Here is a 23,462-nt window from a genome sequence, read left to right as displayed (position 1 = left end):
GCCATCGGTGGCCCAAGGCCAGCCGCAGCCCCCTCTGCAGGGGCTTCAATCCAACCGCTCGATCAGTACATCGCCGGTCCACGCGCGCACCTGCGCCGGGTCCAGCCGTCGCGCGTCGCCACTCTCCAGCCGGCTCATCGAGAACGCCGTGGCCAGTCGCGCACAACCGGCCAGGTCGGGGGAGGGCTCCAACAAGGCGGCGGCGATGCCGGCGACCATGGCGTCGCCGGCACCGACCGTACTGCCCTGCGCCAGTCGCGCCGGTCGTGCGACCAGGGCGCCGCTGCGATCAATGAACAGCGCGCCGTCGGCGCCCATCGAGATCGCTACGAGTGCAACTCCGCGTTCGACCAGGGCCCGGCCCGCGGCGCGCAGGGCGCTGCGATCCAGCAGCGGCGTGCCGGCCCAGGCCTCCAGTTCATGGCGGTTGGGCTTGACCGCGTAGGGCAGTGCACCCTGTGCACCACTCAACGCCGCGGCAAGCGCGTCGCCACTGGTATCCAGCAGTACGCGCGCGCCGGCGGCGCGCACCTGCGCCTGCAGTCGGGCCCATGCATCGGCTTGCAGCCCGGACGGAAGGCTGCCGGACAGCACCACCGGCAGCTGCGGCTGGAGCAGTGCGTCGAGTCGGCGCGATACCGCGTCCAGATCGGCGTCGCACAGTGACAGGCCGGGCAGGTTGATGTCGGTGGTCTCGCCGTTGGCATCTTCCACCAGCTTGATGTTGGTGCGGGTACGGCCCGGAATGCGCAGACACGCGTCTGCGATGCCCCGATCGGAAAACAGTGCGCTGAACACGCCGTCGTTGCCATCGCCGAGCACGCCCAGCGCAGTGGTCGGCACGCCCCAGTCTGCCAGGCAGGCGGCCACGTTGATGCCTTTGCCGCCGGCGTCGTCGCGGGAACTGCGGGCGCGATGCACGTGACCTGGTTGCAGGTGCGCCAGCCGCACGGTCTGGTCGATTGCCGGGTTCAGGGTAATGGTGACGGCGCGGGAACTCATGCGCGCGCTCCATCGAGGGCACGCACCTGCTCGGCGGTTTCGCAGTCCAGCGCCGTCGCAGCCAGCGTTCGCAGATCGGCCAGCGCGCTGCCACGCAGGCGTGCTTTCACGGCCGGAATGTCGTTCGGGGTCATCGACAGTTCGTCCACGCCCAGGCCGGCCAACAGCAGTGCGCCGAACGGATCGCCGGCCAGCCCGCCACAGACGCCCACCCAGCGCCCATGCAGTCGTGCGCCTTCCACCGTGGCGCGGATCGCGCGCAGCACGGCCGGATGCAGGCTGTCGGCCTCGGCGGCCAGCTCCGGATTCTGGCGGTCGATCGCCAGCACGTACTGGGTCAGGTCGTTGGTACCGATCGAGAAGAAGTCGGCGTGGCGGGCCAGCACATCGCTCTGCGCCGCAGCGGCCGGCACTTCGATCATGATGCCGATCGGTACCCCGGGCGCCTGCAGTGCTGCGCGCTGGCGCTCGCAGATGGCGCGCAGTGCGACCAGCTCGCTCACCGAGGTGATCATCGGGAACATGATGGACAGGCGCGCGCCGTCTTTCGCCGCGCGGTATAGCGCACGCAGCTGCGGTTCCAGCAGGTCCGGCCGGCGCAGCAACAGGCGCGCGCCGCGCACGCCCAGGAACGGGTTTTCCTCATGCGGCAGCTCCAGGTGCGCCACCTGCTTGTCGCCACCGATATCGAGCGCACGCACGATCAGTGGGCGGCCGCCGAGTGCCTTGGCCATCGCCACATACGTGGTGTACTGCTCATCCTCGCTGGGCGTACTGCCACGTTCAAGGAACAGGAATTCGGTGCGCATCAGGCCGACGCCTTCCGCGCCTTGCTCCAGTGCCAGCGGCACCTGCTCGGGCAGGTTGACGTTGGCGCCGATGTCGATGCGGTGGCCGTCCGGCGTCTGTGCCGGCTGCGCACGTTGCGCCGCTTCACGCTCGCGGATCTGCTGCTGTTCGGCGATCCACGCGCGCGCCGAGGCGAGGTCGGCCTCGGACGGAGACAGGTAGAGCCGCCCGCTGCTGCCGTCGATGATCGCCTCGCGACCGGCGCTGATCGCGAGCAGCTCGCCCCCCCCGGCGACCAGCGCCGGCAGGCCGAGGGTGCGCGAGAGGATGGCGGTGTGCGAGGTCGGCCCGCCCTGCGCGGTGGCCAGGCCAATCACGCGGGTAGTGTCGAGGTTGGCCGTGTCGGACGGCGACAGGTCCGCCGCGATCAGGATGCACGGGTGCGCGGGCAGGTCGGCCAGGCCGCCACCGGCGGCCGACGGATCAAGCTGCGCCAGCACTCGGCGGCCAACGTCACGCAGGTCGGCGGCGCGCCCTGCCAGCACCGGGTTGCCCAGCGCGGCCAGGCCCGAGGCGATGTGTTCGATGGCCTGGTGCCAGGACCATGCGACGCCATGGCCTTCGACCATCAGCTGGCAGGTACGGGTAATCAGGTCGGTGTCGTCCAACAGCGCGGCATGGGCCTTGAAGATGGCGGCGTCCGAGGCGCCAAGCCGGCGCTGGGTGTCATCCTGCAGCGCGGCCAACTGCTGGCGGGTACGTGCGAGCGCGTCCTGCAGACGCGCCCCGCCTTCGCCGAGCGGGGCCGGGCGATCGGCGACCTCGGCCTGCGTGCTGGCCAATACATGCACCGGGCCGATTGCCAGCCCAGGGCTGGCACCGATGCCGACGATGGCAGCCTGTGCCTCGGGCGGATTCCAGCCTGCCACCGGCGTGGCCTTGCGTTGTGCTGCGCGTTCGGCGTCGGCCTTTTCCTGTGCCACCAGGTCCTCCATGACCCTGCGCAGCGCGGTCAGCAGGGCAGGGGCATCCGCCCCCTCGGCAGACACGCTGACGGCATCGCCATGACGCAGGCCAAGTTGCAGCAGCGCGACCAGACTCTTGGCGTCCGCTGCCTGGTCGCCGGCACGCACCTGGGCGCGGGCCGCAAAGCGGCGCGCCGTCTCTGCCCAGCGCGTGGCCGGGCGCGCGTGCAGGCCGCTGGGGTAGGCAATGGTCCAGTCAAAGCGCTCGGCCAGATCGGTGGCCGGTACCTGGGCGGTCGTGATCGCAATGTCGCCGGTCAGCGCGTTGACGATCTCACCCGCATCGGTGGTTGCAAACAGGCGCTGCAGCGTTGCCTCATCCTGGATCAGCCGGGTCAGGCGGCGCAGCAGGGTAATGTGGGTATCGGACTGGGCAGCGATGCCAACCACCAGACGGGTGACCTGCCCCGGATTCCATTCCACGCCTTCCGGCAACTGCAGCACGGCAATGCCATCGCGGCGCACCAGATGGCGGTCCTCGCCAAGCCCGTGCGGGATTGCCACGCCATGGCCGAGGAAGGTGTTGGCCAGCGCTTCGCGCCGTCCCATGCTGGCCTCGTACCCTGGCGCCACGCAGCCGGCCGCGACCAGCATCTGCGCGACCTGGGCGATCGCATCGGTCTTGTCCTGCGCCCGCGCGTCCAGGCGGATCAGTTCCCGGCTGACGGGGGAGGGGAAGGTCTGGGGCGACAAAGGGCGGCTCCGGCAAAAGGATGGCTGGGCATATTGGGAACGTTCCCACTGCCTATTTCAATGTGCACTGCACAAAATGCCAATAGCTCTTTGGCGTTAGCATTGTCCTGAACAGCCGCCGGGCCATGGCAGGCGCACTTTTCCGGGAACGTTTCCAATGAGTATCAGCATCAATGACGTCGCGCGTGTAGCGGGGGTATCCAAGTCCACCGTGTCGCGGGTGCTCGGGGGCGGCCCGGTCAGCGAAGAGGTTCGCGGCCGGGTCGAGGTGGCGATCCGCCAGACCGGCTATCGGCCGAACCTGCAGGCAAGGCGGCTGCGCTCCCGGCACACCGGCATCATCGGGTTGATCGTTGCGGATATCCGCAACCCGTTCTTCACTGCGCTTATCCGTGCGGTGGAGGAGGTCGCCTATCGCGAAGGCCTGCGCGTCACGCTCTGCAACACCGACGAAGACCCCGAGCGCGAGGCGCTGTACCTGCAGTTGATGCACGAGGAGCGCATCAGTGGACTGATCTTTGCGCCCACACGGACCACGGTGGGGCGGCTGGAACGGCTCACGCTGGACTTCCCGACGGTACTGGTGGACCGCGCCGCGGCCAGCGGGTCGATCGACAGCGTGGTGCTGGACAATCCCGCGGCGATGGGCGCCCTGGTCGAGCATCTCGTCGAGCGTGGCTATCGCCGCATCGGCGGCCTGTTCGGCAGCACCAGCACCACGGCGGCCGAGCGCCGCGACGGTTATCTTGCTGCGATGCGCACGCACGGATTGGAGCCGGATTACCGTGAAGTCGAGCCAACGGCCGAGGCCGCCATCGCAACGGTCGACCAATGGCTGGCCGGCCCTTCGCGTCCCGACGCGCTGGTCACCAGCAACAGCCTGCTGCTCATGGGTGCATTGAAGGCGGCACGCAGCGCCGGTCTCGCCATTCCAGGAGAGCTGGCGCTGGCAGGGTTCGACAACGAGCGCTGGACCGAGCTGGTCGAACCTGGCATTACCGTGGTCGAGCAGCCGGTTGAAGACATGGGGCGCGCTGCGATGTCGCTGTTGCTGGAACGCCTGCGCATGCCGGAGCTGCCCGTGCGCAGGCTGGTGATGACGGGAAGGTGCGTGGTGAGAGGGTCGACGGCTGGGCGATAGTCCGGCACCGGCCTGCGGCAGCCGCCAGATGTTGGCGGGTCATGCGTTGTCTGCTACAAGCCAACTGTACGCAGATACAGTGGAGGATCGCCTTGTCAGAGCCCTATTCAGCACTGCTCCGCCTGAAGATTTCCCACCACGATCTTTCCAGATGGCTGGCAGCGCCCGTGCCTTCATCATCCCGTTGGTCCGACTGGCGAGGCATCTCCGGGCAGTGGCGCATGGAAAACGGTCAATACCTTGCCTCGTGCAGCGACGAGGCGTTGGACCACCTGCTCGCGGATTGCCAGGCGCTGTTGGCCCGCTACCCCGACAATCGCGCCGCATTGAAGGCTTTCCTTGCCTCTGCACAGGCCGGGAATATCCAGATTGCCGCCTATGACCGCACTGCTACGCACTTTGTCGCAGGATCGCTGACGTATTCGGAGAGCCTTTACGATCTCATCGCGTTTCTTGCCGTGGCACGAGGCGCCGCCGACTTCCTGAAGGGGGGCGACGAAGGCGTGGCACTGATCCACGACTATCTCTGGGCCGAGGAAGGTGAGCAGGAGACGGTTGCTGCGATTGGGCTGGCCGGCCCCGGGGAATCCGGATTCCTGTCATCCGCAGACCTGGATGCCGCCACCGAGCCCTTCGAAACATTGGTGGAGGCCATGCTGGAAGCCGAGGACGACCCGGAGTTTCGTCCGCGCAACCAGCTTGATCGGCTTTGACCTCTGCCGCGTGGCATCCATGAAAGCAACAGCCAGGGCCCCGAAATGAAAGGACATCACACTCCCAACGCGCGCCACCGCATGCCTCGGCTCCTCGCACTTGGCCTCTGTGCGCTGGCTGGGTCCGCCGTGGCCGGAACAACGCAGCCGGCACGAACCTGGCTTGTCAGCGGCACGGAACTCATCACCCTCCTGCAGGGGAAAGGCGATGACGGGTTCTGCGACGGTGAACAGTGCCGGAGCCTGTCCAGCGCTCGCGCCAGCGGCTATATCCTGGGCGTCGCCGATGCCAGCCGCGGACAGTGGTGCGGGCAGGGCCAGATCCTTCCGCATGAACTGGTCGACCATGTGTCTTCCCATCTCCGGCAACTGCCCCGCGAGCGATTGCAGCAGGATGCGTCGCCACTGGTTGTCGAAGGGCTGCGCACGGCGTTTCCCTGTGGTCGCGGCACACCACGTGGCAACAGTGCCGAGCCCGGCAATGACCAATGAAGCACGCCGCGCCCGCTTGGCGACGATGCGGACGTCCTACACCCTCGCGACACGGTGCATTCACGGCCACCGACATTCGCGCTCGCCACACTGCATGTTCCTTCCACAGCACGAGGTGCCCCATGGCTACCTGTGATGTCTGCGGCAACAACTACGACAAGAGCTTTACCCTGCAGCAGGGCGGGCGCAGCGGCACGTTCGATTCGTTCGAGTGCGCGATCCACGCATTCGCACCCCGCTGCGCACACTGCAAATGCGCGGTCATTGGGCATGGCGTTGAAGGAAATGGCCAGATCTTCTGCTGTGCACATTGCGCCGGTCATGCCGGCGTACAGGGGATAGCCGACCGGGCCTGAGCTGCCTTCAGCGCCCTCCTGCTTCCTGCCCAGAGACAAGCGAAGAAAGCCGCGCGATCCGGGCTGCACCCGAATCAGCCAGCAGCGCCAGTGCGCGCCGCTTCCGGGATGGCAGCCCCGCCACGACCTCCGGTGCCAGCACGACGTCGAACTCTCTAGCGTTGGCATCCAGCGCGGTGGCCAGAACGCACGAATCGGCCGTCATGCCACTCAGGCACAGGCGGCGCACGCCCAATTTGGCCAGCAGAATCGGCAAGGGACTGGCCAGGAACGCCGAGTGCTTGGGCTTGAGCACGAAGTAATGACCGGGCAAGGGCGAGAGAAGGCTGGCAATTCGTCCCGCCGGACCGCCGTCGCGCCGGCACTGTTCCACCTGCTGGCGGAAATCGCGCTTCCAATCCGAGAAATTGTCATTGGCGTAGATGACCGGCCACCCGCGTTCGTCGAAGTGATCCCTCAGGCGCCGGATCTGCCGGGCCGCCCGCTCTGCCGCGGGCGCCAGCTCCTGCGCGCCCGGGAAATCGAAACGGCTGAACATGTCGATGATCAGCAAGGCCGTCGACGGATCATCTGCCATGGTTCAATCTCCTGTCTGGGTATGCGGCGCCTCGACCGGCTTGGACTGCGGCGAATCTTTCTGGCGCAGGAAGATCGTCAGCACCACCAGAGACAGCACGGCCAGGAACTCGCTTTGCCAGTTCTGCATGGATTCGAACCAGAATGTGCTGCTGGCGAGGTGCTCCACAAAGCCTGGCGGCGGCAATCCCTTCAACTGCTGTTCGGCCTCCTCGGCGCGCCAGCTTCCCAATGCATGCAGCGTAAAGCTGAACAGGAACAACAGCCCGAACGCAATCGCCAGCGAATGACCGTAAAGAACCTTCCACAGGCCACAGCGCCTGACCGGCCAGGGCGTGCGGCCGGGTTCGATGCGATTCTGTTCCTGCGCGGGGTCCAGCGGCCGCGATTCGGCCGAACCGCGCTGGCGCAGGCTGACCGTCAGCAGAACGTACATCCCCATCTGCAGGAATTCGCTCTCCCAGTTCTCGAACGTAGCGCTGACGAAGTGCCCGGTAGCCAGGTAGTGCCAGAAATCGATCGGCATGCGTCCGTGCTCGACCAGTTCCTGGTTGTGCACGTGATGCCCCGCAACTGCCTGCCCCACAATGAACACCAACGTGAGCGCAAGCAGCACCAGCGAGAGACCGTTGCGTTTCCACATGCAAGACCTCGTTGAGGCTGCTCCAAAGACCGTCCATGAAGCTTGCGCCGACAAAGAGCCATGCCTCGTGATTGCTGCGCATCCGGAATGTGAGGCGGACTCAACGCTTCCCCGTCGGATCGGGATCAGGGCGCTCGTAGTCCTCCGGTACCGCCTTGGGGCCATCGCCGTCGTCGGGCATGTCGTGCTCCTTCCATCTGGCTCGATCATTGCGCCGTTTGTCCGGCGTGTGCGCCTTTGACTGATCGTCCACATCCGTCGTTGGATTGAAGGGCAGTTTGTCGTTCATGGGCAGCTCCTGCGGCGAGAGAGTGAAGCCTGCGCCGCGCCGGGTTAACGCCACGACGCTGCAGAATGAACGCCGCGCACACCGGGATGTCACTGCAGCCGGATGGCGGCCTTGCGATGCTGAAGGCCCGAGCTCCTGGAGCAGCACGATGCAGGCATTGACCTATCACGGCCGCAGGGATGTGCGCGTCGAGACTGTGCCCGACCCGGTACTGGCGGCGGATGACGATCTGATACTGCGGGTGACCGCCACCGCCATCTGCGGTTCAGACCTGCACCTCTACCGCGGCAAGATTCCTGATCTGCACGATGGCGATGTACTGGGCCACGAATTCATGGGCGTGGTGGAAGAGGTCGGCAGCGGCGTGACCCAGGTGAAGCCGGGCGATCGCGTGGTGATTCCCTTCGTGATCGCCTGTGGCGAGTGTTTCCACTGCAGGCTGGCCGAATATGCCGCATGCGAGACCACCAATCCTGGCAAGGGCGCGGCGCTGAACCAGAAAGGGCTGCTGCCTCCAGCTGCTTTGTTCGGATACAGCCATCTGTATGGCGGCGTAGCCGGTGGCCAAGCCGAATTCGTACGCGTGCCGAAGGCCAACGTGGGCCCGTTGCGCATTCCGGAAGGCGTGGCCGATGAGCAGGTGCTGTTCCTGTCTGACATTCTCCCGACCGGCTATCAGGCCGCGCTGAACGCGGGTGTGAAGCCCGGCTCGACGGTGGCCATCTTCGGCGCCGGTCCGGTTGGGCTGATGAGCGCGGCCTGTTGCCGACTGCTGGGAGCAGAGACCATCTTCATGGTCGACCACCTCCGTTACCGCCTGGACTATGCACGCCGTGCTTACGGCGTGACCCCCATCGACTTCAAGGAGATCGAAGACCCGGCCGATTACATCCTTGCCCAGACCAGTGGGCGGGGCGTAGACGCCTGCATCGAGGCCGTAGGCTTCGAGGCCGAGGGCAGTGCGCTGGAGTCAGCGTTGACCGCTGTAAAGCTGGAAGGCAGCAGTGGCGTGGCGATACGGCAATGCATCGCGGCAACGCGCCGTGGCGGCGTGGTCAGCATTCCAGGCGTCTATGCCGGCTTCATCCATGGTTTTCTGCTGGGTGATGCGTTCGACAAAGGACTGACATTCAAGATGGGCCAGACCCATGTGCAGGGGCTGATGCCGGAACTTCTCGACGCAATCATGGAAGGAAAGCTGGATCCGGGTGACATCATCTCGCACCGGATGCGCCTGGCCGACGCTGCGCAGGGCTACGCGATATTCGATGCCAAGGATGACGACTGCCGCAAGATCGTGCTGACACCCTGAGCATGCTGCCATGAGCGCGATTGCCGCCGGTGTCTACGCACTGTGGCTGGCTGCCGGCTGGCTGGACTTCCATTTTCACCGGCGGACCGACCTTCCACACACCTCCGCGATGCGCGAAAGCCTGTTGCATGGGGTGCAGTTGCTGCTGATCGGCAGCGGGGTGCTCGCATGGCTCCTGCTGGAAAACACGCTGTCGCTCGTCACGTTTCTGGCACTTCTGGTCCTCGCGCACGCAATCGCCGGCTACTTCGACACCGTCAGCGCGGACGGCAGGCGACGCATCAGCCCGGCAGAGCAGCATGCGCACAGCGTGCTCGATGCCGCGCCGTGGGTCCTGCTGGGCTGGGTGGGCTGGCAGGTCCACCCCCGGTGGTCGCTCGAAGTGAAGCCTGCAGCACCGGGCCTCTGGTGGCTGGTCCTGCTGCCGGCGCTGGGCGTGGTCGTGCTGCCATGGTTGTGGGAGCTGCGGCAGTGCCTGCGCGCACGGCGGCAGCGCCGGCAAGCGAGCGCGTGAGGATGATCGTGCAGAGAATTCATGCGCCGGCTACGCCTCCCAGACAGTGATGCGACCGCTTGCGGCCTACGTTCGACATGTCTCTTCATTTCAGGCCCCTTCATGCAGCATGTGACGTCGCCATCCCCGCTGGAGGGCCGCGCTCGCGAGGTAGTGGTCCAGCGGCCCGACCTGCCATTGCCCGGAAGCGGCCGCACGCTGCGGCGGTGGCAGGCGCTGGCGGCATGGGGGGCGGAAGACCTGTGCCTGGCCAAAGTGCTTGAGGCGCACTATGACGCCCAGGCGATCATCGCCGAACTGAACGCGCCCGAACTGGCTGAAGGCCAGCTACTGGCGGTCTGGGCCGCGGAAGGTCCAGCCAACACACTCCGCTTCGATGCCCACGGCCAGCTCCATGGTGACAAGCCCTGGTGTTCCGGCAGCGCGTGGGTGGATGCGGCATTGGTAACCGTCCGCAACGCGCAGGGCGTGTGGCTGTGCCAGGTCGCGGCGAAACACTGGCGCACGCTTGCAGATGAGCCCTGGCCGGCCGTTGGCATGGCCGGCGTTCCGTCCACCACGGTGCGGTTCGACGGCGCACCGATGGCGCTTCTGGGAACGCGCGATGAGTACCTGCAGCGACCGGGTTTCTGGCACGGCGGTGCGGGCATCGCGGCAGTCTGGTTCGGCGCGGCGGCCGCCTTGGCCGAGCGCATGCGGCCAGCCTGCAGCGAGGGGAATCGCGCGCGATTACTGGGTGAAGTGGACCTCGCCTTGGGCCCGGCGGCGGCGCTGCTTCGCGAAGTGGCGGCACGCATCGACGCCGCGCCGGAATCGGCGCATCGCGAAGAGGTCGTGCGCCTGCGCTGCGTGGTCGAGCGCGCGGCGACGCGTGTCCTGGATCTGGCGGGGCGCGCATTGGGCCCGGCGCCGATGTGCCTGGAGGATGCCCACGCCCGTCGCTGCGCGGACCTGACCGTGTTCCTTCGGCAGAACCACGCAGATCGCGATTGGGAATGGCTGGGCGGCCAGCGGGCGAGCCAGGAGGCGACATGGGCGCTGTAGCCAGGACACCCCTGCAGGGGGAAGGAACGCAGGAGCAGGCATGGCTGCGCTGCGATTGGCTGTGGCAGCGGCCGGCAACATCGGCCAATGCCCTCTGCGCCGGCCATGATCGCGTCGTGGTGGTCGCACCCCATCCAGACGACGAGATCCTCGGCTGTGGTGGACTGCTCCGTCACGCTGCGGAGCAGGGCATGGAGGTACGCGTCGTCGCCGTGACCGATGGCGAAGCGTGCTATCCGGACGAGCACTGGTGGACGCCAGAACGCCTGCGCACGGCGCGGCGCGCCGAGCTTGCCGCAGCGCTGGGCGAACTCGGTATCCGCCCTGGATCCGCGTTTCATCTCGGCATCGCCGACGGCGCGGTCAGTGCGCACGAACAGGGCCTGGAAGATTGGCTGCAGCAGCACCTCCAGGCGAGCGACCTGGTCCTGGCACCCTGGCGCTTTGATGGGCATCCCGATCATGAAGCCGCAGGGCGTGCTGCCTGCAGGGCGGTGCGGACAGTGGGCTGCCGACGCCTGGAGTACCCGGTGTGGGGCTGGCACTGGCTTGACCCCGCCTGCGCACATATGGCGTGGGAGGTTCCCAGGCTGATCGACATTTCAGCAGTGGCTGCCGCAAAACGAAACGCCATCGCGCACTTCCGGACCCAGACCGGCGAGGTGCCGGAACTGAACAGCCCGCCGGTGCTGCCCGCACATGTATTGACCCGATTCTTCCGGAACTACGAGGTATTCCTGGCATGAGCGCGCAACCGTACTTCGATGAACTGCATGAGCAGGAGGATCCCTTCGGCTATCGCAGCCGATGGTATGAAGAACGCAAGCGTGCGCTGCTGCTGGCCAGCCTGAGCCAGCGCCAGTTCATTCGGGGCTGGGAGCTAGGATGCTCCAACGGCGTGCTGACCGAGGCCTTGGCCGCCCGCTGCGAGCGCCTGCTGGCCACCGACATCAGCCCACGCGCAGCGTTCCGGGCCCGCCGCAACCTGGCCCACCTGCCGCATGTGCAGGCCCATTGCGCCAGCCATCCCGAGCAATGGCCGCCGGGCCGCTTCGACCTGATCGTCTGCGGGGAAATGGGCTACTACCTGGGTGCAGCAGCGCTACACGAGCTGCGCGCCGGCATCGATTCGGCCCTTCGCGACGACGGACTGCTGGTCGCCTGCCATTGGTTGCCTTCGTTCCATGGGCGCGCAAGTCGCACCGACGTCGTGCATCGGTGCCTTGGCCAAGGCCTGCACGAAGCCTTCCACTATCGTGATGCGGACTTCGTGCTGCAGGGCTGGACGCGCAGCGCGCTGTCGCTGGCCCGCAACGAGGGCCTGCGATGATCGGCATCCTGGTTCCGGCCCATGACGAGGCAGCCAGCGTGGAGCGCTGCCTGCAATCGATACGAAGGGCAGCCCTGCCTCCCGGGCTGCACGGCGAAGCAGTGCAGGTGGTGGTTGCACTGGACAGCTGCTCGGATGCCACCGCGTCCATCTGCCAGCAGCAGCGGGTCGATACGGTGCGCCTGGAAGCACGCTGCGTCGGCGTTGCCAGGGCAGCGGCCGCCGCTGCGCTGCTCGGACGCGGTGCGAGATGGCTGGCGAGCACCGATGCCGACAGCGAGGTACCTCCCGAATGGCTGGTTGCCCAGTTTGAGGGCCGGTGCGACGCCTTCTGCGGACTGGTGGACATAGCAACCACCTCCAGGACGGAGAAGCGCCTGCGACGCGCGTTCCAGAAACGGCAGCAGTGGGGCGACGATCATGGGCGCATCCACGGTGCCAATTTCGGCGTCTCCGCCCAGACCTATCTGGCGGCCGGGGGATTTGCTCCCCTGCGCTGTGGAGAGGATGTTGCACTGGTGAGGAGGCTGCAACGCCTCGGCGCTGCCGTAAGGTGGGCCGGCGCTCCCATCGTCATGACCAGTGCCCGCCTGGTGGGACGCGCGACCGGAGGGTTCTCGGCCTACCTGGCCGGAATGGAGGGTGCGCGCCCCGCCACGGCGGCAGATCGGCGGATGGCGGTACCTGGAAGCGCCTAGGAAACCACGCTGAATTGGGCATGATGTGATGTTTTCCCGGCTGGCGTTTACGGTTTCGCCACGATGCCCGTCCTAGAGTGAAGCGCTGGGAGAGCAGGAGTGGCACCATGCCGAATCGAGCCATCGCCTACGTCAGCGAGGCCGTCAGTGGATTCTCGCCGGAACGTCTGAAAGCGCTGATGGACGATGCCGCGCGCTTCAATCGGGGCGCAGGGGTGACCGGGGTGCTGCTGTTCGACGGCGAACGCTTCCTGCAGTACATGGAGGGCCCTGCCGATGGACTGGATGTGGCCTTCTCCCGTGTCGCCGGCGCCAGCAGTCACATCCACCTGATCGAACTTGCGCGGGGGCGTGTCGGCCAGCGGCGGCTGCCGTTCTGGCCCATGCGTTGCCTGTCCGTCACTGCAGATGAGCTGCGCGAGATCGCCTGTGCCGACTGGACCAGCTTCATCCAGCGGGCAGCGACCGGACAGGCCGATGCCACGGCGATGGACAAGCTGCTGCTGATTGTCGAGCCCTACGCAAAGGCCGCCTGAGCCGGAAACCTGTTACTGCAGTGTGCCGCAGGGGAGAGGATGGAGCGAGGCAGGTTGTGAACCGCCTCATTTGGCTCTACGGCAAGGGCAGCATCATGGAAGGGCAGGACACTTCCTGCGTCAGAAGGAATCAACGTGCCCCTCCGCGCAATCGCTTACGCAAGTGAGGCGATACCGGGGCTTTCCATGGACCATGTGGACGACCTCGCCAGGGCCGCTGCCCGCTTCAACTTCGAAGCAGGCGTGACGGGTGTGCTTCTTTACGATGGGCACCGCTTCCTCCAGTACATCGAGGGACCGGAAGACAGCATCAACGTGGTGTACAGCCGTATCCTCGGTGCCCGCAGCCATTGCGAACTGCTTGAGCTGGGCCGGGGCAGGGTGTCCGGCCGGTTCTTTCCCTATTGGTCGATGCGGCTGCTCTGGACCGACCCTGCCGACATCCGCAGCGTCGCTCGTGGCAACTGGAGCGGGCTCTCCCGTGGTGGTGCGCTGCGCCAGCTGGGCCAGGTGGTAGCCCCACACCTGGCATAATCCCGGCGTCTGCCGCTCAATGCGTGGCAGGGGGCGCGCAGGCGTCTCCCACGACCTGCTGGACGGCTTCCTGCAACTGGTCGATGTGGAACGGCTTGGCCACGAAGGTTGCGCGGCGGTGGCGCAGCGGCACCAGCTGGTCATAGACCGCAGACACGAACAGGTAGGGAATGCCGAGTTCCGCCAGTCGATCGGCCACCGGGAACACCACGCCATCGCGGAGCTCCACATCCAGAACCGCGCCATCGAAACGTTGCGTATCCAGCAGCCCCAGCGCATCGAACACGCTGTAGGCGTGGGTCACCCGGCCGCCGCCGTCTTCCAGCGCCTGTTCCATCAGTGCAGCCAGGTCGAGCTGGTCTTCAACCAGCAGCAGGTTGCACCTGCGCTGGTCCATTTCCGATTGCATGCGCGCATGCCTGTGTTGCCTTGGGAACTGCAGTGTGTGCTGTATTGCATCAACGGCGCGCGTGGGCCGTGTCAGCCCAGCGCGAAGCCGCCCCGCGCAGGTGCTCCATGCCGTCGATGCGGCGTGGAAGGCGGTGCGCCTTTTTTGACGGCGCGTTGGCGGCGGCCATGGATACTGCCGCCGTCCCCCAGCACTGGAGCCATGACCATGCCTCGATCCGCCACCGCCCCCACCGCCCCCTGCGCATTGCGCGTGGAGTGCATGTCCCTGGATTGCGGCGGCGCTGCGATCGTCGTGGAGCTGGATCGCACCCCCGAACGGGCATGGATGAAGTCGCTCAAGCGCGCCCTGCAGGAGGATGACGTGCTGGAGGGTGCCCAGGCCAAGTTCGATGGCCGCTTTGTCTACGTCGTGGGCGTGGAAGGGGGCGCGCACCGTGCGCAGCACCGGGTGATCCAGGCGTTGAAGGCGTCCGCAGGCGCGCGCGCACCCGCAGCAAGCCCCCGTCGCGACGCCGGCAGCGCTGTAGTGTCCGGCGCGATGCCCGCCTGAGTTCGCGGCAGGCGTTGCCACGCAACAGCGGATGTTATGACCGCATCAGCGCCAGGTGCAGCGCGCACGCCCGCCGGCTCACGCCGGCCGACGGGGTAGTGATTGCTGCCTCGCCACCATGGTCTCCGGAGGCATGTCGCCCCACTACCGGAGACCATGATGGCAAACCAGAACACCGTCCGCAGCGAGCGCCTGCTGAAATGGCTGCAGGATGCCTACGCCATGGAGCAGGAGGCGGAGACCATGATGAAGGCCATGGCTTCGCGCATCCAGAACTATCCCCATCTTGCCGCACGCATCGGCCAGCACGTGCTGGAGACGCAGCAGCAGGCCGCCTCCCTGCGCGAGTGCATTGAAGCGCTCGGCGGAAGCGTGCCCACCGCCAAGGGGCTGTTCGCGAGCATGACCGCAGCGATCCACGCCGCCGGCAACACCCTGATGGAGGACGAGGTCGTCAAGAGCATCGGCATCTCCTTTGGCTTCGAGAACACCGAGATCGCCACCTACCGGGCACTGGTGATCGCGGCCGAGCGGGCCGCCGCGCCGGATATCGCGGCCGTGTGCGGCCAGATCCTGCAGGAAGAGATCGCCATGGCGCGCTGGCTGGAAGAGCACCAGGACAGCCTGGTCGGCGCCTTCCTCAACCGTGACGAAACGCCTGGCGCCCAAGCCAAGCGTTGATCCCGGTCCCGCCTGCCATACACAGGAGACAGTCCCATGTTCTTTCACCACAAGAAGCTGATGTACACCGTGCGCGTGCGCGAATCCAACCCGCAGCTTGCCAGCCTCATGCTGGAACAGTTTGGCGGCCCCCAAGGCGAACTGGCGGCTGCAATGCGTTACTTCACCCAGGGACTCGGTGAATGCGATCCGGGCCGCAAGGACCTGCTGATGGACATTGCCACCGAAGAGATCAGCCACCTGGAGATCATCGGCACCATCATCGCCATGCTCAACCGCGGCCCGAAGGCCATCCAGTCCGAGGGTCTTGCCGAAGCCGAGGACATGCGGCTGCTGGGCCAGAACAGCACCAGCCATACCGAACAGATCCTGTATGGGGGCGGCCCGGCGCTGGTCAATTCCAGCGGGGTGCCGTGGACGGCGGCCTACGTCGATTCGATCGGGGAGCCCACCGCCGACCTGCGCTCGAACATCGCCGCCGAAGCCCGCGCCAAGCTGGTCTACGAACGACTGATCACGGTGACCGATGATCCAGGCATCAAGGACGCACTGCGCTTCCTGATGACGCGCGAAATCGCCCACCAGAAGTCCTTCGAAAAGGCATTGCACAGCATCCAGCCCAACTTCCCACCGGGCAAGCAGCCGGGTGACCCCGCCTTTACCGACCTGTACATGGACATGTCGCAGGGCGACGGCGCCGATGACCTGCTGGGCAGCTGGAACAGCGGCGAGCTGTGGGAGCGGGTCAGCGACCGCGAGGCCCAGGCCGCTGTGGACGGCGGTGACGGCAGCGCCACGGTGGGCCTGGACCCACGCGAGCAGGCGGCGGTGCAGGCCATGACCCTGCGAACGCTTTCCGATCCCGAAGCACGGCCGACAACCGGTGCCGAACTGGGCGCCGGGCCGGGCGCCGGTGCGCTCGACCTGCCGCCACGGGAGCCTTGACGCGGGACAGGCCGGGGCGGGCCTCCGCCCCACGTTTCGCGTAAAAAAAAGTGGGCGGACACGCTGTCCGCCCACATGGGGTGCAACCGGTCAGTCTCGATCAACGCTGCTGGCCACCGCGGTTGTTGTTGCCACCACGTTCCTGCTGCTGCTGCCGACCGCCCTGGTTGCCACCCTGGTTGCCGCCGCCATGGCTGTTCTGGCCGCCTTCGCGGCCGATGTCGGCCATGTGCTGGCGATCCTGGCTCACCGCTTCGCCGCCCTTGCGACCGGCTTCGCGCGCTTCTTCAGAGCTGAATTCATGGGCGTTGCCCGACTCATGCGCGGCGCGGCCGCCCTTGGCGGCGATCTCGCGCTGCTTGTCTTCGTCCATCGAAGCGAAGCCGCGGTTGCTGCTGCCCTGGTTCTGGTTCTGGTTGGCCATGGAAAGTCTCCTTGGAGTGAGCCGCCCGATTGGCGGCAGCGACCATCTTCCAGATCCGCCGCTAGACGGCGGTGGCACCACCGCCAACGTGATGTCATGCGCAGGCACGCGCTTCCTCATGCATTCTCCACGAAAGCGAATCCATCGGCGGAAGACACGGCATGCCGGTCGTGGAGCTCGAGCCGGGTGTCAACGCAGCGCGGCGTTGGCACGTACAGGTTCAACGCCGCCTCCACGCCGGTGTCACCGCGCGTTTGATCCGCACCGCTAAGGTAGAGCCATCTGCAACAACCCGGTGCTGTCATGCCTCTTCGTGCCATTGCATATGTAAGTGAAGCCACCCGAAACCTGACTGCAGAACGGCTGCAGCAGCTTGTCGCGGACGCGATGCTGTTCAACGAGTCGGTTGATGTGACCGGCGTCCTCCTGTTCGACGGCACGCGCTTCCTGCAATACCTCGAAGGTCCGGAGGCCGGCGTCAGTGCGGCGTACACCCGCATCCTGGCGGCCGGCAGCCACAACGGTCTGGTCGAACTCAACCGGGGCAGGGTGGGGCGGCGTCAGTTCCCGCACTGGCGCATGCACAGCGTGCGCGTGGATGAGCTGGCGCTGGGAAAGATCGCGATCTCCGACTGGACCGGCTTCGTGCGCAGCGCCTCCGCGCTCGCTCCTGGCACCAGTGCGCTTGATCGACTGCAATCGGTGGCGCAGGCGCCGCCAGGCGCCGGCGATGGCCGGTTGCTGGAGCCGGACGGACCGGTAGCACGATGAGCGCAGCCGGCGCCCCGGGCACGCCAGGACATGTACGGATCGGCTGCGCAGGCTGGTCGCTGTCGCGCGCGGCGCAGGCGGCGTTCGGCGCAGGCGACAGCGTACTGCAGCGCTATGCCACCCGCCTGCCGATGGTCGAGATCAATTCCTCGTTCTACCGCCCCCACCAGGCGGCGACCTACGCCCGGTGGGCGGCGAGCGTGCCCGCGGGTTTCCGCTTCGCGGTGAAACTGCCGCGCGTGATCAGCCATGAACGCCGGCTGCGCGACGCGATGCAGCCGCTGGCGCTGTTCCTTGATGGCGTGATCGCGCTGGGGGACAGGCTGGGGCCGCTGCTGCTCCAGCTGCCGCCCAGCCTGGCGTATGAGCCGGCAACCGTAAAGGCATTCCTGCACGGACTGCGCGCACGCACCTCGGTTGATGTCGCCTGCGAACCGCGCCATCCCAGCTGGTTCACTGCGGAGGTCGATACGCTGCTGAGCGACCATGGCATCGCACGGGTCGCGGCTGACCCGGCCCGGGTACCGGCAGCAGCTGTCCCGGGCGGTGACCGCACGTGGAGCTACTGGCGCTGGCACGGGCAGCCGCAGATCTATCGCAGCCCCTACAGCGAACAGGCGCTGGCGGGGCTGGCCCAGCACCTGCAGCGTGAAGCCGCTGCGCAGCGCCGCGCCTGGTGCGTACTGGACAACACCGCGCTGGGCCACGCGACCGGCAACGCCCTGCACCTGCAGGCACTGCTGCAGGAGAACGCGCATGCCTGAGGGCCCGTCCATTGTCCTGCTGCGCGAAGCCGCCAGCCACTTCAAGGGTCACGTCGTGCGCGGCGTCTCCGGCAACAGCCGCATCGACCTGTCACCTCTGCAAGGACGCAGGGTCAAGGCGGTTCGCAGCTGGGGCAAGCACTTCCTGCTGGAGTTCAGCCACCACACGCTGCGCATCCATCTGATGATGTTCGGCAGCTGGCGCATCGACGAACGGAAGCCAGCTCCTGCACGGGTGTCGCTGGCATTCGACAACGGGGAACTGAATTTCTACGCGTGTTCCGTCCGGCTGATCGACCAGCCGTTGGACGACGTCTACGACTGGCGGGCGGACGTGATGAACGACGCCTGGGATCCAAAACTGGCCCGGCGCAAGCTGAAGGCACTGCCGGACACCCTGGTCTGTGATGCGCTTCTGGACCAGACGATCTTCGCGGGCGTCGGCAATATCATCAAGAATGAGGTGCTGTTCCGCATCCGCGTGCATCCGGCCACGCGACTGGGCGACCTGCCACCGCGCAAGCTCACCGCCCTGATCAACCAGGCCCGTGCCTACAGCTTCGACTTCCTGGAATGGAAACGGCGCTTCGAATTGAAGAAGCACTGGCAGGTGCATACGCGAAAGGTGTGCCCGCTCTGCGGTGGCCCCATCAGCAAGCTGTACATGGGTACGACGCGGCGACGCACGTTCTTCTGCCCAAACGATCAGGTGCTCTACCCACCCTGAGGCCGCCTTCCATGGCGGCCGAGGGGCATGCGATTCGACTCAGGCGGCCTGCGCGGCCTTGGCATTGCCGCCGCCCTTGGCCAGCAGGGTCAGCTTCTCATCGGTCGCCTTTTCTTCCTCCAGCGTCTCCAGCAGCAACGGCAGGGCATCCTTGTAGCCCAGCTGCTTGGCCAGCGCGGCGATGGTGCCGTAGGAGGCTATTTCATAATGCTCGACCTTCTGCGCGCCACCGATCAGGGCAGCATCGCGCACCGGCCCCTTGTCGATGCTGTCGATCACCTCCTTGCCTTCCTCGACCAGGCCTTCCATCGCCGCGCACTTGATGCGCTTCAGGCGGATGCCGAGCACCTCGACCACCTGGTCGATGCGCTCGATCTGCCCCTGGGTTTCTTCCAGGTGCGTTTCGAACGCTGCGGCCAGATCCGGATTATCGGCCGCACGGGCCAGGCGCGGAAGCGCCTTGGTCAGCTGCTTCTCGGCGCTGTAGATGTCCGAGAGCTCGTGGATGAACAGATCTTCCGCCGTCTTGATAGCCATGCTGGGCTCCGCTGTGAATGGAGTGCTGAGAGTAGGTCCCGTCCGGTTGCGATCAGGCGGGGAAGGAGTGAAGGCGGCATGTGAATTCCCACGCGGACCCTGCGCGCTGCCTTCACGAAGCAGCGTCTTTCGCGCATCGGCAGGACGCCGTGCCGGCGGCCTTCGCCATGGCTTCACAGTGGCATCGCTCCGTGCCCATGGAATGGCCGGTACGGTCAGTTCACCCCCGATCACGCTGGAGACTCCCATGAGCGATGACAAGAACAACGCCGGCAGCCCGGACCGGGACCGCATCAACGTCAATGAGGATTACGAACTGCGGTACTGGACCACGACGCTGGGCGTGTCCGCCGACGAACTTCGCGCGGCCGTCGCGGCAGTCGGGCCCACGGCGGTTGCTGTCCGGAAGCACCTGGGCAAATAGCGCGGAGCTGGCCATGTCCCTGGTCGAGTATCGCCGCAAGCGTCGTTTTGACCAGACCAAGGAGCCCGAGCCGGGCAAGGCGCTGCCGAAAGGCCAGCGCGCCATTTTCGTGGTGCAGCTGCATCATGCCAGCCGCAGGCACTATGACTTCCGCCTGCAGGTTGGCGATGCGCTGAAGAGCTGGGCGGTGCCCAAAGGCCCCAGTTACGACCCGAAGGTCAAGCGCATGGCGGTGGAAGTGGAAGACCACCCGGTGGACTACGCGGTGTTCGAGGGTGATATTCCCAAGGGCCAGTACGGCGGCGGCCATGTCGCCCAGTTTGACCACGGTGTATGGGCCACGCAGGGCGATCCGGAAGCCCAGCTCGCCAAGGGCCATCTGCGCTTCGAGCTGTTCGGTACCAAGTTGAAAGGCGGCTGGCATCTGGTCCGGTCGGGAAAGCCCGCGCGCCAGCCACAGTGGCTGCTGTTCAAGGACGACGACGGATTTGCCAGCGATATCGAGGCAGACGATCTGCTGGGGGACGTCGCTGAAGCGCCACCGGAGGATCTGAAGCGTGCCGGCGCTGGCAAGGCCGCGAAGAAGCGGCTGACGGCGGTACCTGCCAGACGCGCCCGGCGAAAGAACTGGGCGAAGAAGGCCCTGGCGCTCAGCAAGGCGAAAAGGGCGGCAGCGCCGTCCGGGCCGTTTGAGCCGCAGTTGGCCAAGCTGGGCGAAGCGCCGCCCCAGGGCGGGCAGTGGGTGCATGAGATCAAATGGGACGGGTACCGCATCCTTGCTACGGTGGCTGAGGGCAGCGTGCAGCTGTGGTCACGGAACGCGCTGGAATGGACCGCCAAACTTCCCGAAATACGTGATGCGATCGCGGCCCTGGGCCTGACTTCGGCGGCACTGGACGGCGAGCTGATCGCCGGCGCCGGCACCAAGGAAGACTTCAACCTGCTGCAGGCCACGCTTTCCGGCGAGAAGCAAGGCGTCCTGACGTATGCGCTGTTCGATCTGCTGCATCTTGATGGCGTGGATGTCGCCGATGCGCCCCTGCTGGAGCGCAAGGCCCTGCTGCAATCGGTGCTGGAGGGGCAGGGCAGCCCATTGGCATTCAGTTCGCATGTACAGGGGGATGGCGACCAGGCCTACCGACTGGCCGGTGAGCGGCACTTCGAAGGCATCATCTCCAAGCGCGCCGATCGCAGCTACCACAGCGGCCGCAGCGAGGACTGGCGCAAGACGAAGCAGCTGGCCAGCGACGAGTTCGCGGTGGTGGGCTACACCGCACCCAAAGGCAGCCGCACCGGCTTTGGTTCGCTGCTGCTGGCCCGGCCAGACGCAACGCATGGCTGGCTCTACGCAGGGCGCGTCGGGTCCGGGTTCTCGGATGAACTGATTGGCGACATCAGCAAGCGCATCAAGGGCGGCGGCGGCCGCAAGCCAACCGCGTACGTGCCCACGCAGGACACCGATCTGCGCGCTGCGACCTGGTTCGAACCGCGTTTCGTGGTGGAGGTCTTCTACCGCGGAATCGGTGGGCAGCAACTGTTGCGCCAGGCGTCGCTGAAGGCGGTGCGGGCGGACAAGGATATCGCCGACCTCGCCGATTCCGATCGCGCCGGAGCGGCCCCCGCCGCAGCGCGGTCGCAAGCGCCCGCGCGGCGTGGGCGCCGGGTGGAAAGGGCGCCGGCAACGGATCGCGCGCCCCCCGTGCTGTCGTCCCCAGGCAAGATCCTGTTTCCCGGCGACGGCTACACCAAGCAGGACGTGTGGGATTACTACGCAGCAGTGATGGAGCACCTCCTGCCCGAGGTGGTGGATCGTCCGCTGTCGATCATCCGCTGCCCCAGTGGCACCGCAAAGCCCTGCTTCTTCCAGAAACACCATACGGCCGGGCTGGCGCTGGTCGATTCGGTACGGCTGAAGGAGGAAAGCGGCATCAACGCCCATTACCTGGTGGTGCGGGACGCAGCCAGCCTGCTGGAACTGGTGCAGTTCAACGCGTTGGAGTTCCACCCTTGGGGCAGCCACGCCGAGGCGCCCGACAGGGCCGACCGGGTGGTGTTCGATCTGGATCCCGGACCGGATGTGCCCTTTGCCGAAGTCAAGAAAGCGGCAACCGACATCCGGAAACTGCTGGCGCAGCTGGAGCTGGAATCGTTCCTGCGAGTCTCCGGCGGCAAGGGCCTGCACGTGGTCGTGCCGCTCAACCCAGGGTGCGATTGGGACCTGACCAAGCGTTTTGCGAAGGGTTTCGCCGATGCATTGGCACAGTCCGAACCGCAGCGGTTCCTGGCAACCGCCACCAAGAGCCTGCGCAACAAGCGGATCTTCGTCGACTATCTGCGCAATGGGCGCGGTGCAACGGCGGTCGCGTCCTATTCGTTGCGCGCCCGGCCGGGCGCACCGGTGGCACTGCCGATCGCCTGGGGTGATCTGGCGAAACTCAAGCGCGCCGACGCCTTCACGATCAAGGACGTGCCCGCAAAGCTCAGACGTCGCCGCAAGGACCCTTGGGCCGGCATCGCGGAAGTGAAGCAGAATCTCGCCCGATGGGCCCAGGCAGACCCGTAGGCCAGGCCCGTGCTGCGTACCGTCTGTCAGCCCGAACCCAACTGATTCGCAGAATACACAGGGCCGGAACATATCGTCGGCGCGGTTGGCCTATGCTTGCGGTACGGAATCTGGGGGGATTCGCTACAGGAGCAGCCAATGCCGATCAGGGCAGTCGCATACATAAGTGAAGCGGGCCCGGCCGTTGCGGGTGATCCTTTGGGCCTGCGCAGCGGGAAGCTGGACGACCTGGTCGATGATGCCTCCCGCTTCAACCGGAATGCCGGCGTTACCGGCGTACTGCTGTTCGATGGCGTCCGTTTCCTGCAGTACATGGAAGGACCCGAAGATGGCTTGAATGTGGCGTACTCGCGGGTACTCGGTGCTACAAGCCACACGGGACTGATCGAACTGCAGCGCGGCAGGGTAGGCAACCGGCGTCTCCCGTTCTGGCCGATGCGCTGGCTGCCGACGCAACCCGAGCAGTTGAAGAGTCTTGCCCGCGCAGACTGGTCAGGGTTCGCCCAGCGGACCGGTGACGATGCGCCAACCGAGACGGCGATGGATGTCCTGGCCAGGTTGGTGGAACCCTATGCCGTCGCGGCGTGATTGATCGGCCTAGCGGCCCCCATAGCGCGCCGCCCAGGGGATCTCGCCGCTGCACGAATCGAGGTGCCCGGTGCGCATCACGCAGTACAGGCGGGCATCCGGGTCCGCACTGGCAGCGATGTAGTCCAGCGCCTCGGCGAGCATGCGGATGAACTGCGGCTCGGGATAGAACGCCGCCCAGGTGGGCAGCATTTCCTCCAGTTGCGCGATCATCAGGTCGATTTCCAGGTGCGTGCTCACTGCCTGGCCCTCCATGCAGCCACGTTAGCAATCACGCTGCAAGCAGAGGGTCGCGGTTCGCACAGGCGACGCTGGCATCGTGTCCATGCGGCACTCACCCCGTCTTGATCCTCACCGCGGCAGTGCCACGCACGTGAGCATTTCCTGCAC

At 66.4% G+C, this 23,462-nt stretch carries 30 protein-coding genes; 21 read left to right on the top strand and 9 right to left on the bottom strand.

Features of this window, described 5'->3' with window-relative positions; genetic code table 11:
* Nucleotides 1–45: 45 nt before the first annotated feature.
* Nucleotides 46–1,002: a 1-phosphofructokinase family hexose kinase gene (locus AC5P5W_RS17315; RefSeq protein ID WP_495221309.1), complete on the bottom strand. Its 957-nt coding sequence runs from the start codon at nucleotides 1,000–1,002 to the stop codon at nucleotides 46–48.
* On the bottom strand, nucleotides 999–3,509 hold the full coding sequence (gene ptsP, locus AC5P5W_RS17310) for a phosphoenolpyruvate--protein phosphotransferase (RefSeq protein ID WP_069116758.1): 2,511 nt from the start codon (nucleotides 3,507–3,509) through the stop codon (nucleotides 999–1,001). Before ptsP ends, AC5P5W_RS17315 begins: the two co-directional genes overlap by 4 nt.
* A 157-nt stretch (nucleotides 3,510–3,666) precedes the next feature.
* Between ptsP and AC5P5W_RS17305 the strand changes: the two genes are divergently transcribed.
* From AC5P5W_RS17305 to AC5P5W_RS17290, 4 genes are all read left to right on the top strand, one after another.
* Nucleotides 3,667–4,650 carry a LacI family DNA-binding transcriptional regulator gene (locus AC5P5W_RS17305; protein WP_014647193.1) on the top strand — a complete coding sequence of 328 codons (984 nt, stop codon included), beginning with the start codon at nucleotides 3,667–3,669 and terminating at the stop codon, nucleotides 4,648–4,650.
* Nucleotides 4,651–4,742: 92 nt separating this feature from the next.
* On the top strand, nucleotides 4,743–5,363 hold the full coding sequence (locus AC5P5W_RS17300) for a hypothetical protein (protein WP_227863764.1): 621 nt from the start codon (nucleotides 4,743–4,745) through the stop codon (nucleotides 5,361–5,363).
* A 45-nt stretch (nucleotides 5,364–5,408) separates the two neighbouring features.
* A complete protein-coding gene (locus tag AC5P5W_RS17295; RefSeq protein WP_236636175.1) occupies nucleotides 5,409–5,855 on the top strand; it encodes a Rap1a/Tai family immunity protein in 447 nt (148 codons plus the stop codon).
* 122 nt (nucleotides 5,856–5,977) lie between these two features.
* Nucleotides 5,978–6,211, top strand: coding sequence for a metallothionein (locus AC5P5W_RS17290; RefSeq protein WP_014647190.1), 234 nt, complete (start codon nucleotides 5,978–5,980; stop codon nucleotides 6,209–6,211).
* 7 nt (nucleotides 6,212–6,218) lie between these two features.
* On the opposite strand, the gene AC5P5W_RS17285 is transcribed toward AC5P5W_RS17290, so the two are convergent.
* The 3 genes from AC5P5W_RS17285 to AC5P5W_RS17275 form a co-directional block, all read right to left on the bottom strand.
* Complete coding sequence (locus AC5P5W_RS17285; protein WP_032955978.1) at nucleotides 6,219–6,788, bottom strand: cysteine hydrolase family protein; 570 nt, start codon at nucleotides 6,786–6,788, stop codon at nucleotides 6,219–6,221.
* 3 nt (nucleotides 6,789–6,791) lie between these two features.
* Nucleotides 6,792–7,430 carry a DUF6766 family protein gene (locus AC5P5W_RS17280; protein WP_197574206.1) on the bottom strand — a complete coding sequence of 213 codons (639 nt, stop codon included), beginning with the start codon at nucleotides 7,428–7,430 and terminating at the stop codon, nucleotides 6,792–6,794.
* A 100-nt stretch (nucleotides 7,431–7,530) separates the two neighbouring features.
* Nucleotides 7,531–7,719: a hypothetical protein gene (locus AC5P5W_RS17275; RefSeq protein WP_014647187.1), complete on the bottom strand. Its 189-nt coding sequence runs from the start codon at nucleotides 7,717–7,719 to the stop codon at nucleotides 7,531–7,533.
* Nucleotides 7,720–7,867: 148 nt separating this feature from the next.
* On the opposite strand from AC5P5W_RS17275, the gene AC5P5W_RS17270 reads away from it, so the two are divergent.
* The 8 genes from AC5P5W_RS17270 (at nucleotide 7,868) to AC5P5W_RS17235 (ending at nucleotide 13,687) form a co-directional block, all read left to right on the top strand.
* Nucleotides 7,868–9,031 (top strand): zinc-dependent alcohol dehydrogenase, encoded by a 1,164-nt coding sequence (locus tag AC5P5W_RS17270; protein WP_075076914.1) that lies wholly within the window; start codon nucleotides 7,868–7,870, stop codon nucleotides 9,029–9,031.
* 10 nt (nucleotides 9,032–9,041) lie between these two features.
* Nucleotides 9,042–9,545 carry a hypothetical protein gene (locus AC5P5W_RS17265; protein WP_164076889.1) on the top strand — a complete coding sequence of 168 codons (504 nt, stop codon included), beginning with the start codon at nucleotides 9,042–9,044 and terminating at the stop codon, nucleotides 9,543–9,545.
* A 102-nt stretch (nucleotides 9,546–9,647) separates the two neighbouring features.
* Entirely contained in the window at nucleotides 9,648–10,589 is a 942-nt protein-coding gene (locus AC5P5W_RS17260; RefSeq protein WP_111205731.1) for an acyl-CoA dehydrogenase, read from the top strand.
* Nucleotides 10,577–11,335 carry a PIG-L deacetylase family protein gene (locus tag AC5P5W_RS17255; protein ID WP_197574205.1) on the top strand — a complete coding sequence of 253 codons (759 nt, stop codon included), beginning with the start codon at nucleotides 10,577–10,579 and terminating at the stop codon, nucleotides 11,333–11,335. The genes AC5P5W_RS17260 and AC5P5W_RS17255 overlap by 13 nt, the downstream gene beginning before the upstream one ends.
* The gene (locus AC5P5W_RS17250) at nucleotides 11,332–11,919 is read left to right on the top strand and encodes a class I SAM-dependent DNA methyltransferase (protein WP_495221307.1); all 588 of its coding nucleotides are present in this window, start codon (nucleotides 11,332–11,334) and stop codon (nucleotides 11,917–11,919) included. The genes AC5P5W_RS17255 and AC5P5W_RS17250 overlap by 4 nt, the downstream gene beginning before the upstream one ends.
* Nucleotides 11,916–12,617, top strand: a complete 702-nt coding sequence (locus AC5P5W_RS17245) for a glycosyltransferase (protein WP_197574204.1) — start codon at nucleotides 11,916–11,918, stop codon at nucleotides 12,615–12,617. Before AC5P5W_RS17250 ends, AC5P5W_RS17245 begins: the two co-directional genes overlap by 4 nt.
* Before the next feature lie 107 nt (nucleotides 12,618–12,724).
* Entirely contained in the window at nucleotides 12,725–13,153 is a 429-nt protein-coding gene (locus AC5P5W_RS17240) for a BLUF domain-containing protein (RefSeq protein WP_126412222.1), read from the top strand.
* Nucleotides 13,154–13,288: 135 nt separating this feature from the next.
* The gene (locus tag AC5P5W_RS17235; protein ID WP_046430707.1) at nucleotides 13,289–13,687 is read left to right on the top strand and encodes a BLUF domain-containing protein; all 399 of its coding nucleotides are present in this window, start codon (nucleotides 13,289–13,291) and stop codon (nucleotides 13,685–13,687) included.
* 16 nt (nucleotides 13,688–13,703) lie between these two features.
* On the opposite strand, the gene AC5P5W_RS17230 is transcribed toward AC5P5W_RS17235, so the two are convergent.
* The gene (locus AC5P5W_RS17230) at nucleotides 13,704–14,096 is read right to left on the bottom strand and encodes a response regulator (protein ID WP_014647178.1); all 393 of its coding nucleotides are present in this window, start codon (nucleotides 14,094–14,096) and stop codon (nucleotides 13,704–13,706) included.
* 207 nt (nucleotides 14,097–14,303) lie between these two features.
* On the opposite strand from AC5P5W_RS17230, the gene AC5P5W_RS17225 reads away from it, so the two are divergent.
* The 3 genes from AC5P5W_RS17225 to AC5P5W_RS17215 all read left to right on the top strand — a co-directional run bounded on the left by AC5P5W_RS17225 (nucleotide 14,304) and on the right by AC5P5W_RS17215 (nucleotide 16,274).
* A complete protein-coding gene (locus tag AC5P5W_RS17225) occupies nucleotides 14,304–14,648 on the top strand; it encodes a hypothetical protein (protein ID WP_142234735.1) in 345 nt (114 codons plus the stop codon).
* 159 nt (nucleotides 14,649–14,807) lie between these two features.
* Nucleotides 14,808–15,329 carry a ferritin-like domain-containing protein gene (locus AC5P5W_RS17220; protein ID WP_142234734.1) on the top strand — a complete coding sequence of 174 codons (522 nt, stop codon included), beginning with the start codon at nucleotides 14,808–14,810 and terminating at the stop codon, nucleotides 15,327–15,329.
* 36 nt (nucleotides 15,330–15,365) lie between these two features.
* Complete coding sequence (locus AC5P5W_RS17215; RefSeq protein ID WP_100450071.1) at nucleotides 15,366–16,274, top strand: manganese catalase family protein; 909 nt, start codon at nucleotides 15,366–15,368, stop codon at nucleotides 16,272–16,274.
* Nucleotides 16,275–16,374: 100 nt separating this feature from the next.
* Here AC5P5W_RS17215 and AC5P5W_RS17210 read toward each other — a convergent pair whose 3' ends face one another.
* Complete coding sequence (locus tag AC5P5W_RS17210) at nucleotides 16,375–16,698, bottom strand: KGG domain-containing protein (protein ID WP_046430680.1); 324 nt, start codon at nucleotides 16,696–16,698, stop codon at nucleotides 16,375–16,377.
* 303 nt (nucleotides 16,699–17,001) lie between these two features.
* Here AC5P5W_RS17210 and AC5P5W_RS17205 point away from each other — a divergent pair, with 303 nt between their 5' ends.
* The 3 genes from AC5P5W_RS17205 to AC5P5W_RS17195 are packed head-to-tail and all read left to right on the top strand — an operon-like array spanning nucleotide 17,002 to nucleotide 18,960.
* Entirely contained in the window at nucleotides 17,002–17,469 is a 468-nt protein-coding gene (locus AC5P5W_RS17205) for a BLUF domain-containing protein (RefSeq protein ID WP_049439727.1), read from the top strand.
* Nucleotides 17,466–18,233 (top strand): DUF72 domain-containing protein, encoded by a 768-nt coding sequence (locus tag AC5P5W_RS17200; protein WP_197574203.1) that lies wholly within the window; start codon nucleotides 17,466–17,468, stop codon nucleotides 18,231–18,233. The genes AC5P5W_RS17205 and AC5P5W_RS17200 overlap by 4 nt, the downstream gene beginning before the upstream one ends.
* The gene (locus AC5P5W_RS17195) at nucleotides 18,226–18,960 is read left to right on the top strand and encodes a DNA-formamidopyrimidine glycosylase family protein (protein WP_197574223.1); all 735 of its coding nucleotides are present in this window, start codon (nucleotides 18,226–18,228) and stop codon (nucleotides 18,958–18,960) included. Before AC5P5W_RS17200 ends, AC5P5W_RS17195 begins: the two co-directional genes overlap by 8 nt.
* Nucleotides 18,961–18,999: 39 nt before the next feature.
* Here the strand turns inward: AC5P5W_RS17195 and AC5P5W_RS17190 are convergent, their stop codons facing one another.
* Complete coding sequence (locus tag AC5P5W_RS17190) at nucleotides 19,000–19,497, bottom strand: YciE/YciF ferroxidase family protein (protein ID WP_180834663.1); 498 nt, start codon at nucleotides 19,495–19,497, stop codon at nucleotides 19,000–19,002.
* A gap of 247 nt (nucleotides 19,498–19,744) precedes the next feature.
* On the opposite strand from AC5P5W_RS17190, the gene AC5P5W_RS17185 reads away from it, so the two are divergent.
* The 3 genes from AC5P5W_RS17185 (at nucleotide 19,745) to AC5P5W_RS17175 (ending at nucleotide 23,072) form a co-directional block, all read left to right on the top strand.
* A complete protein-coding gene (locus AC5P5W_RS17185; protein WP_014647169.1) occupies nucleotides 19,745–19,921 on the top strand; it encodes a DUF3606 domain-containing protein in 177 nt (58 codons plus the stop codon).
* A gap of 13 nt (nucleotides 19,922–19,934) precedes the next feature.
* Nucleotides 19,935–22,484: a DNA ligase D gene (gene ligD / locus AC5P5W_RS17180; protein WP_197574201.1), complete on the top strand. Its 2,550-nt coding sequence runs from the start codon at nucleotides 19,935–19,937 to the stop codon at nucleotides 22,482–22,484.
* Between the two features lie 138 nt (nucleotides 22,485–22,622).
* Entirely contained in the window at nucleotides 22,623–23,072 is a 450-nt protein-coding gene (locus AC5P5W_RS17175; RefSeq protein WP_197574200.1) for a BLUF domain-containing protein, read from the top strand.
* Nucleotides 23,073–23,081: 9 nt separating this feature from the next.
* On the opposite strand, the gene AC5P5W_RS17170 is transcribed toward AC5P5W_RS17175, so the two are convergent.
* The gene (locus tag AC5P5W_RS17170; protein ID WP_014647166.1) at nucleotides 23,082–23,312 is read right to left on the bottom strand and encodes a hypothetical protein; all 231 of its coding nucleotides are present in this window, start codon (nucleotides 23,310–23,312) and stop codon (nucleotides 23,082–23,084) included.
* Nucleotides 23,313–23,462: the final 150 nt, after the last annotated feature.

The sequence above is a fragment of the Stenotrophomonas sp. YJH_SMC_123 genome (assembly GCF_059368215.1).
This window is presented reverse-complemented; position numbering and strand designations above follow the sequence as displayed.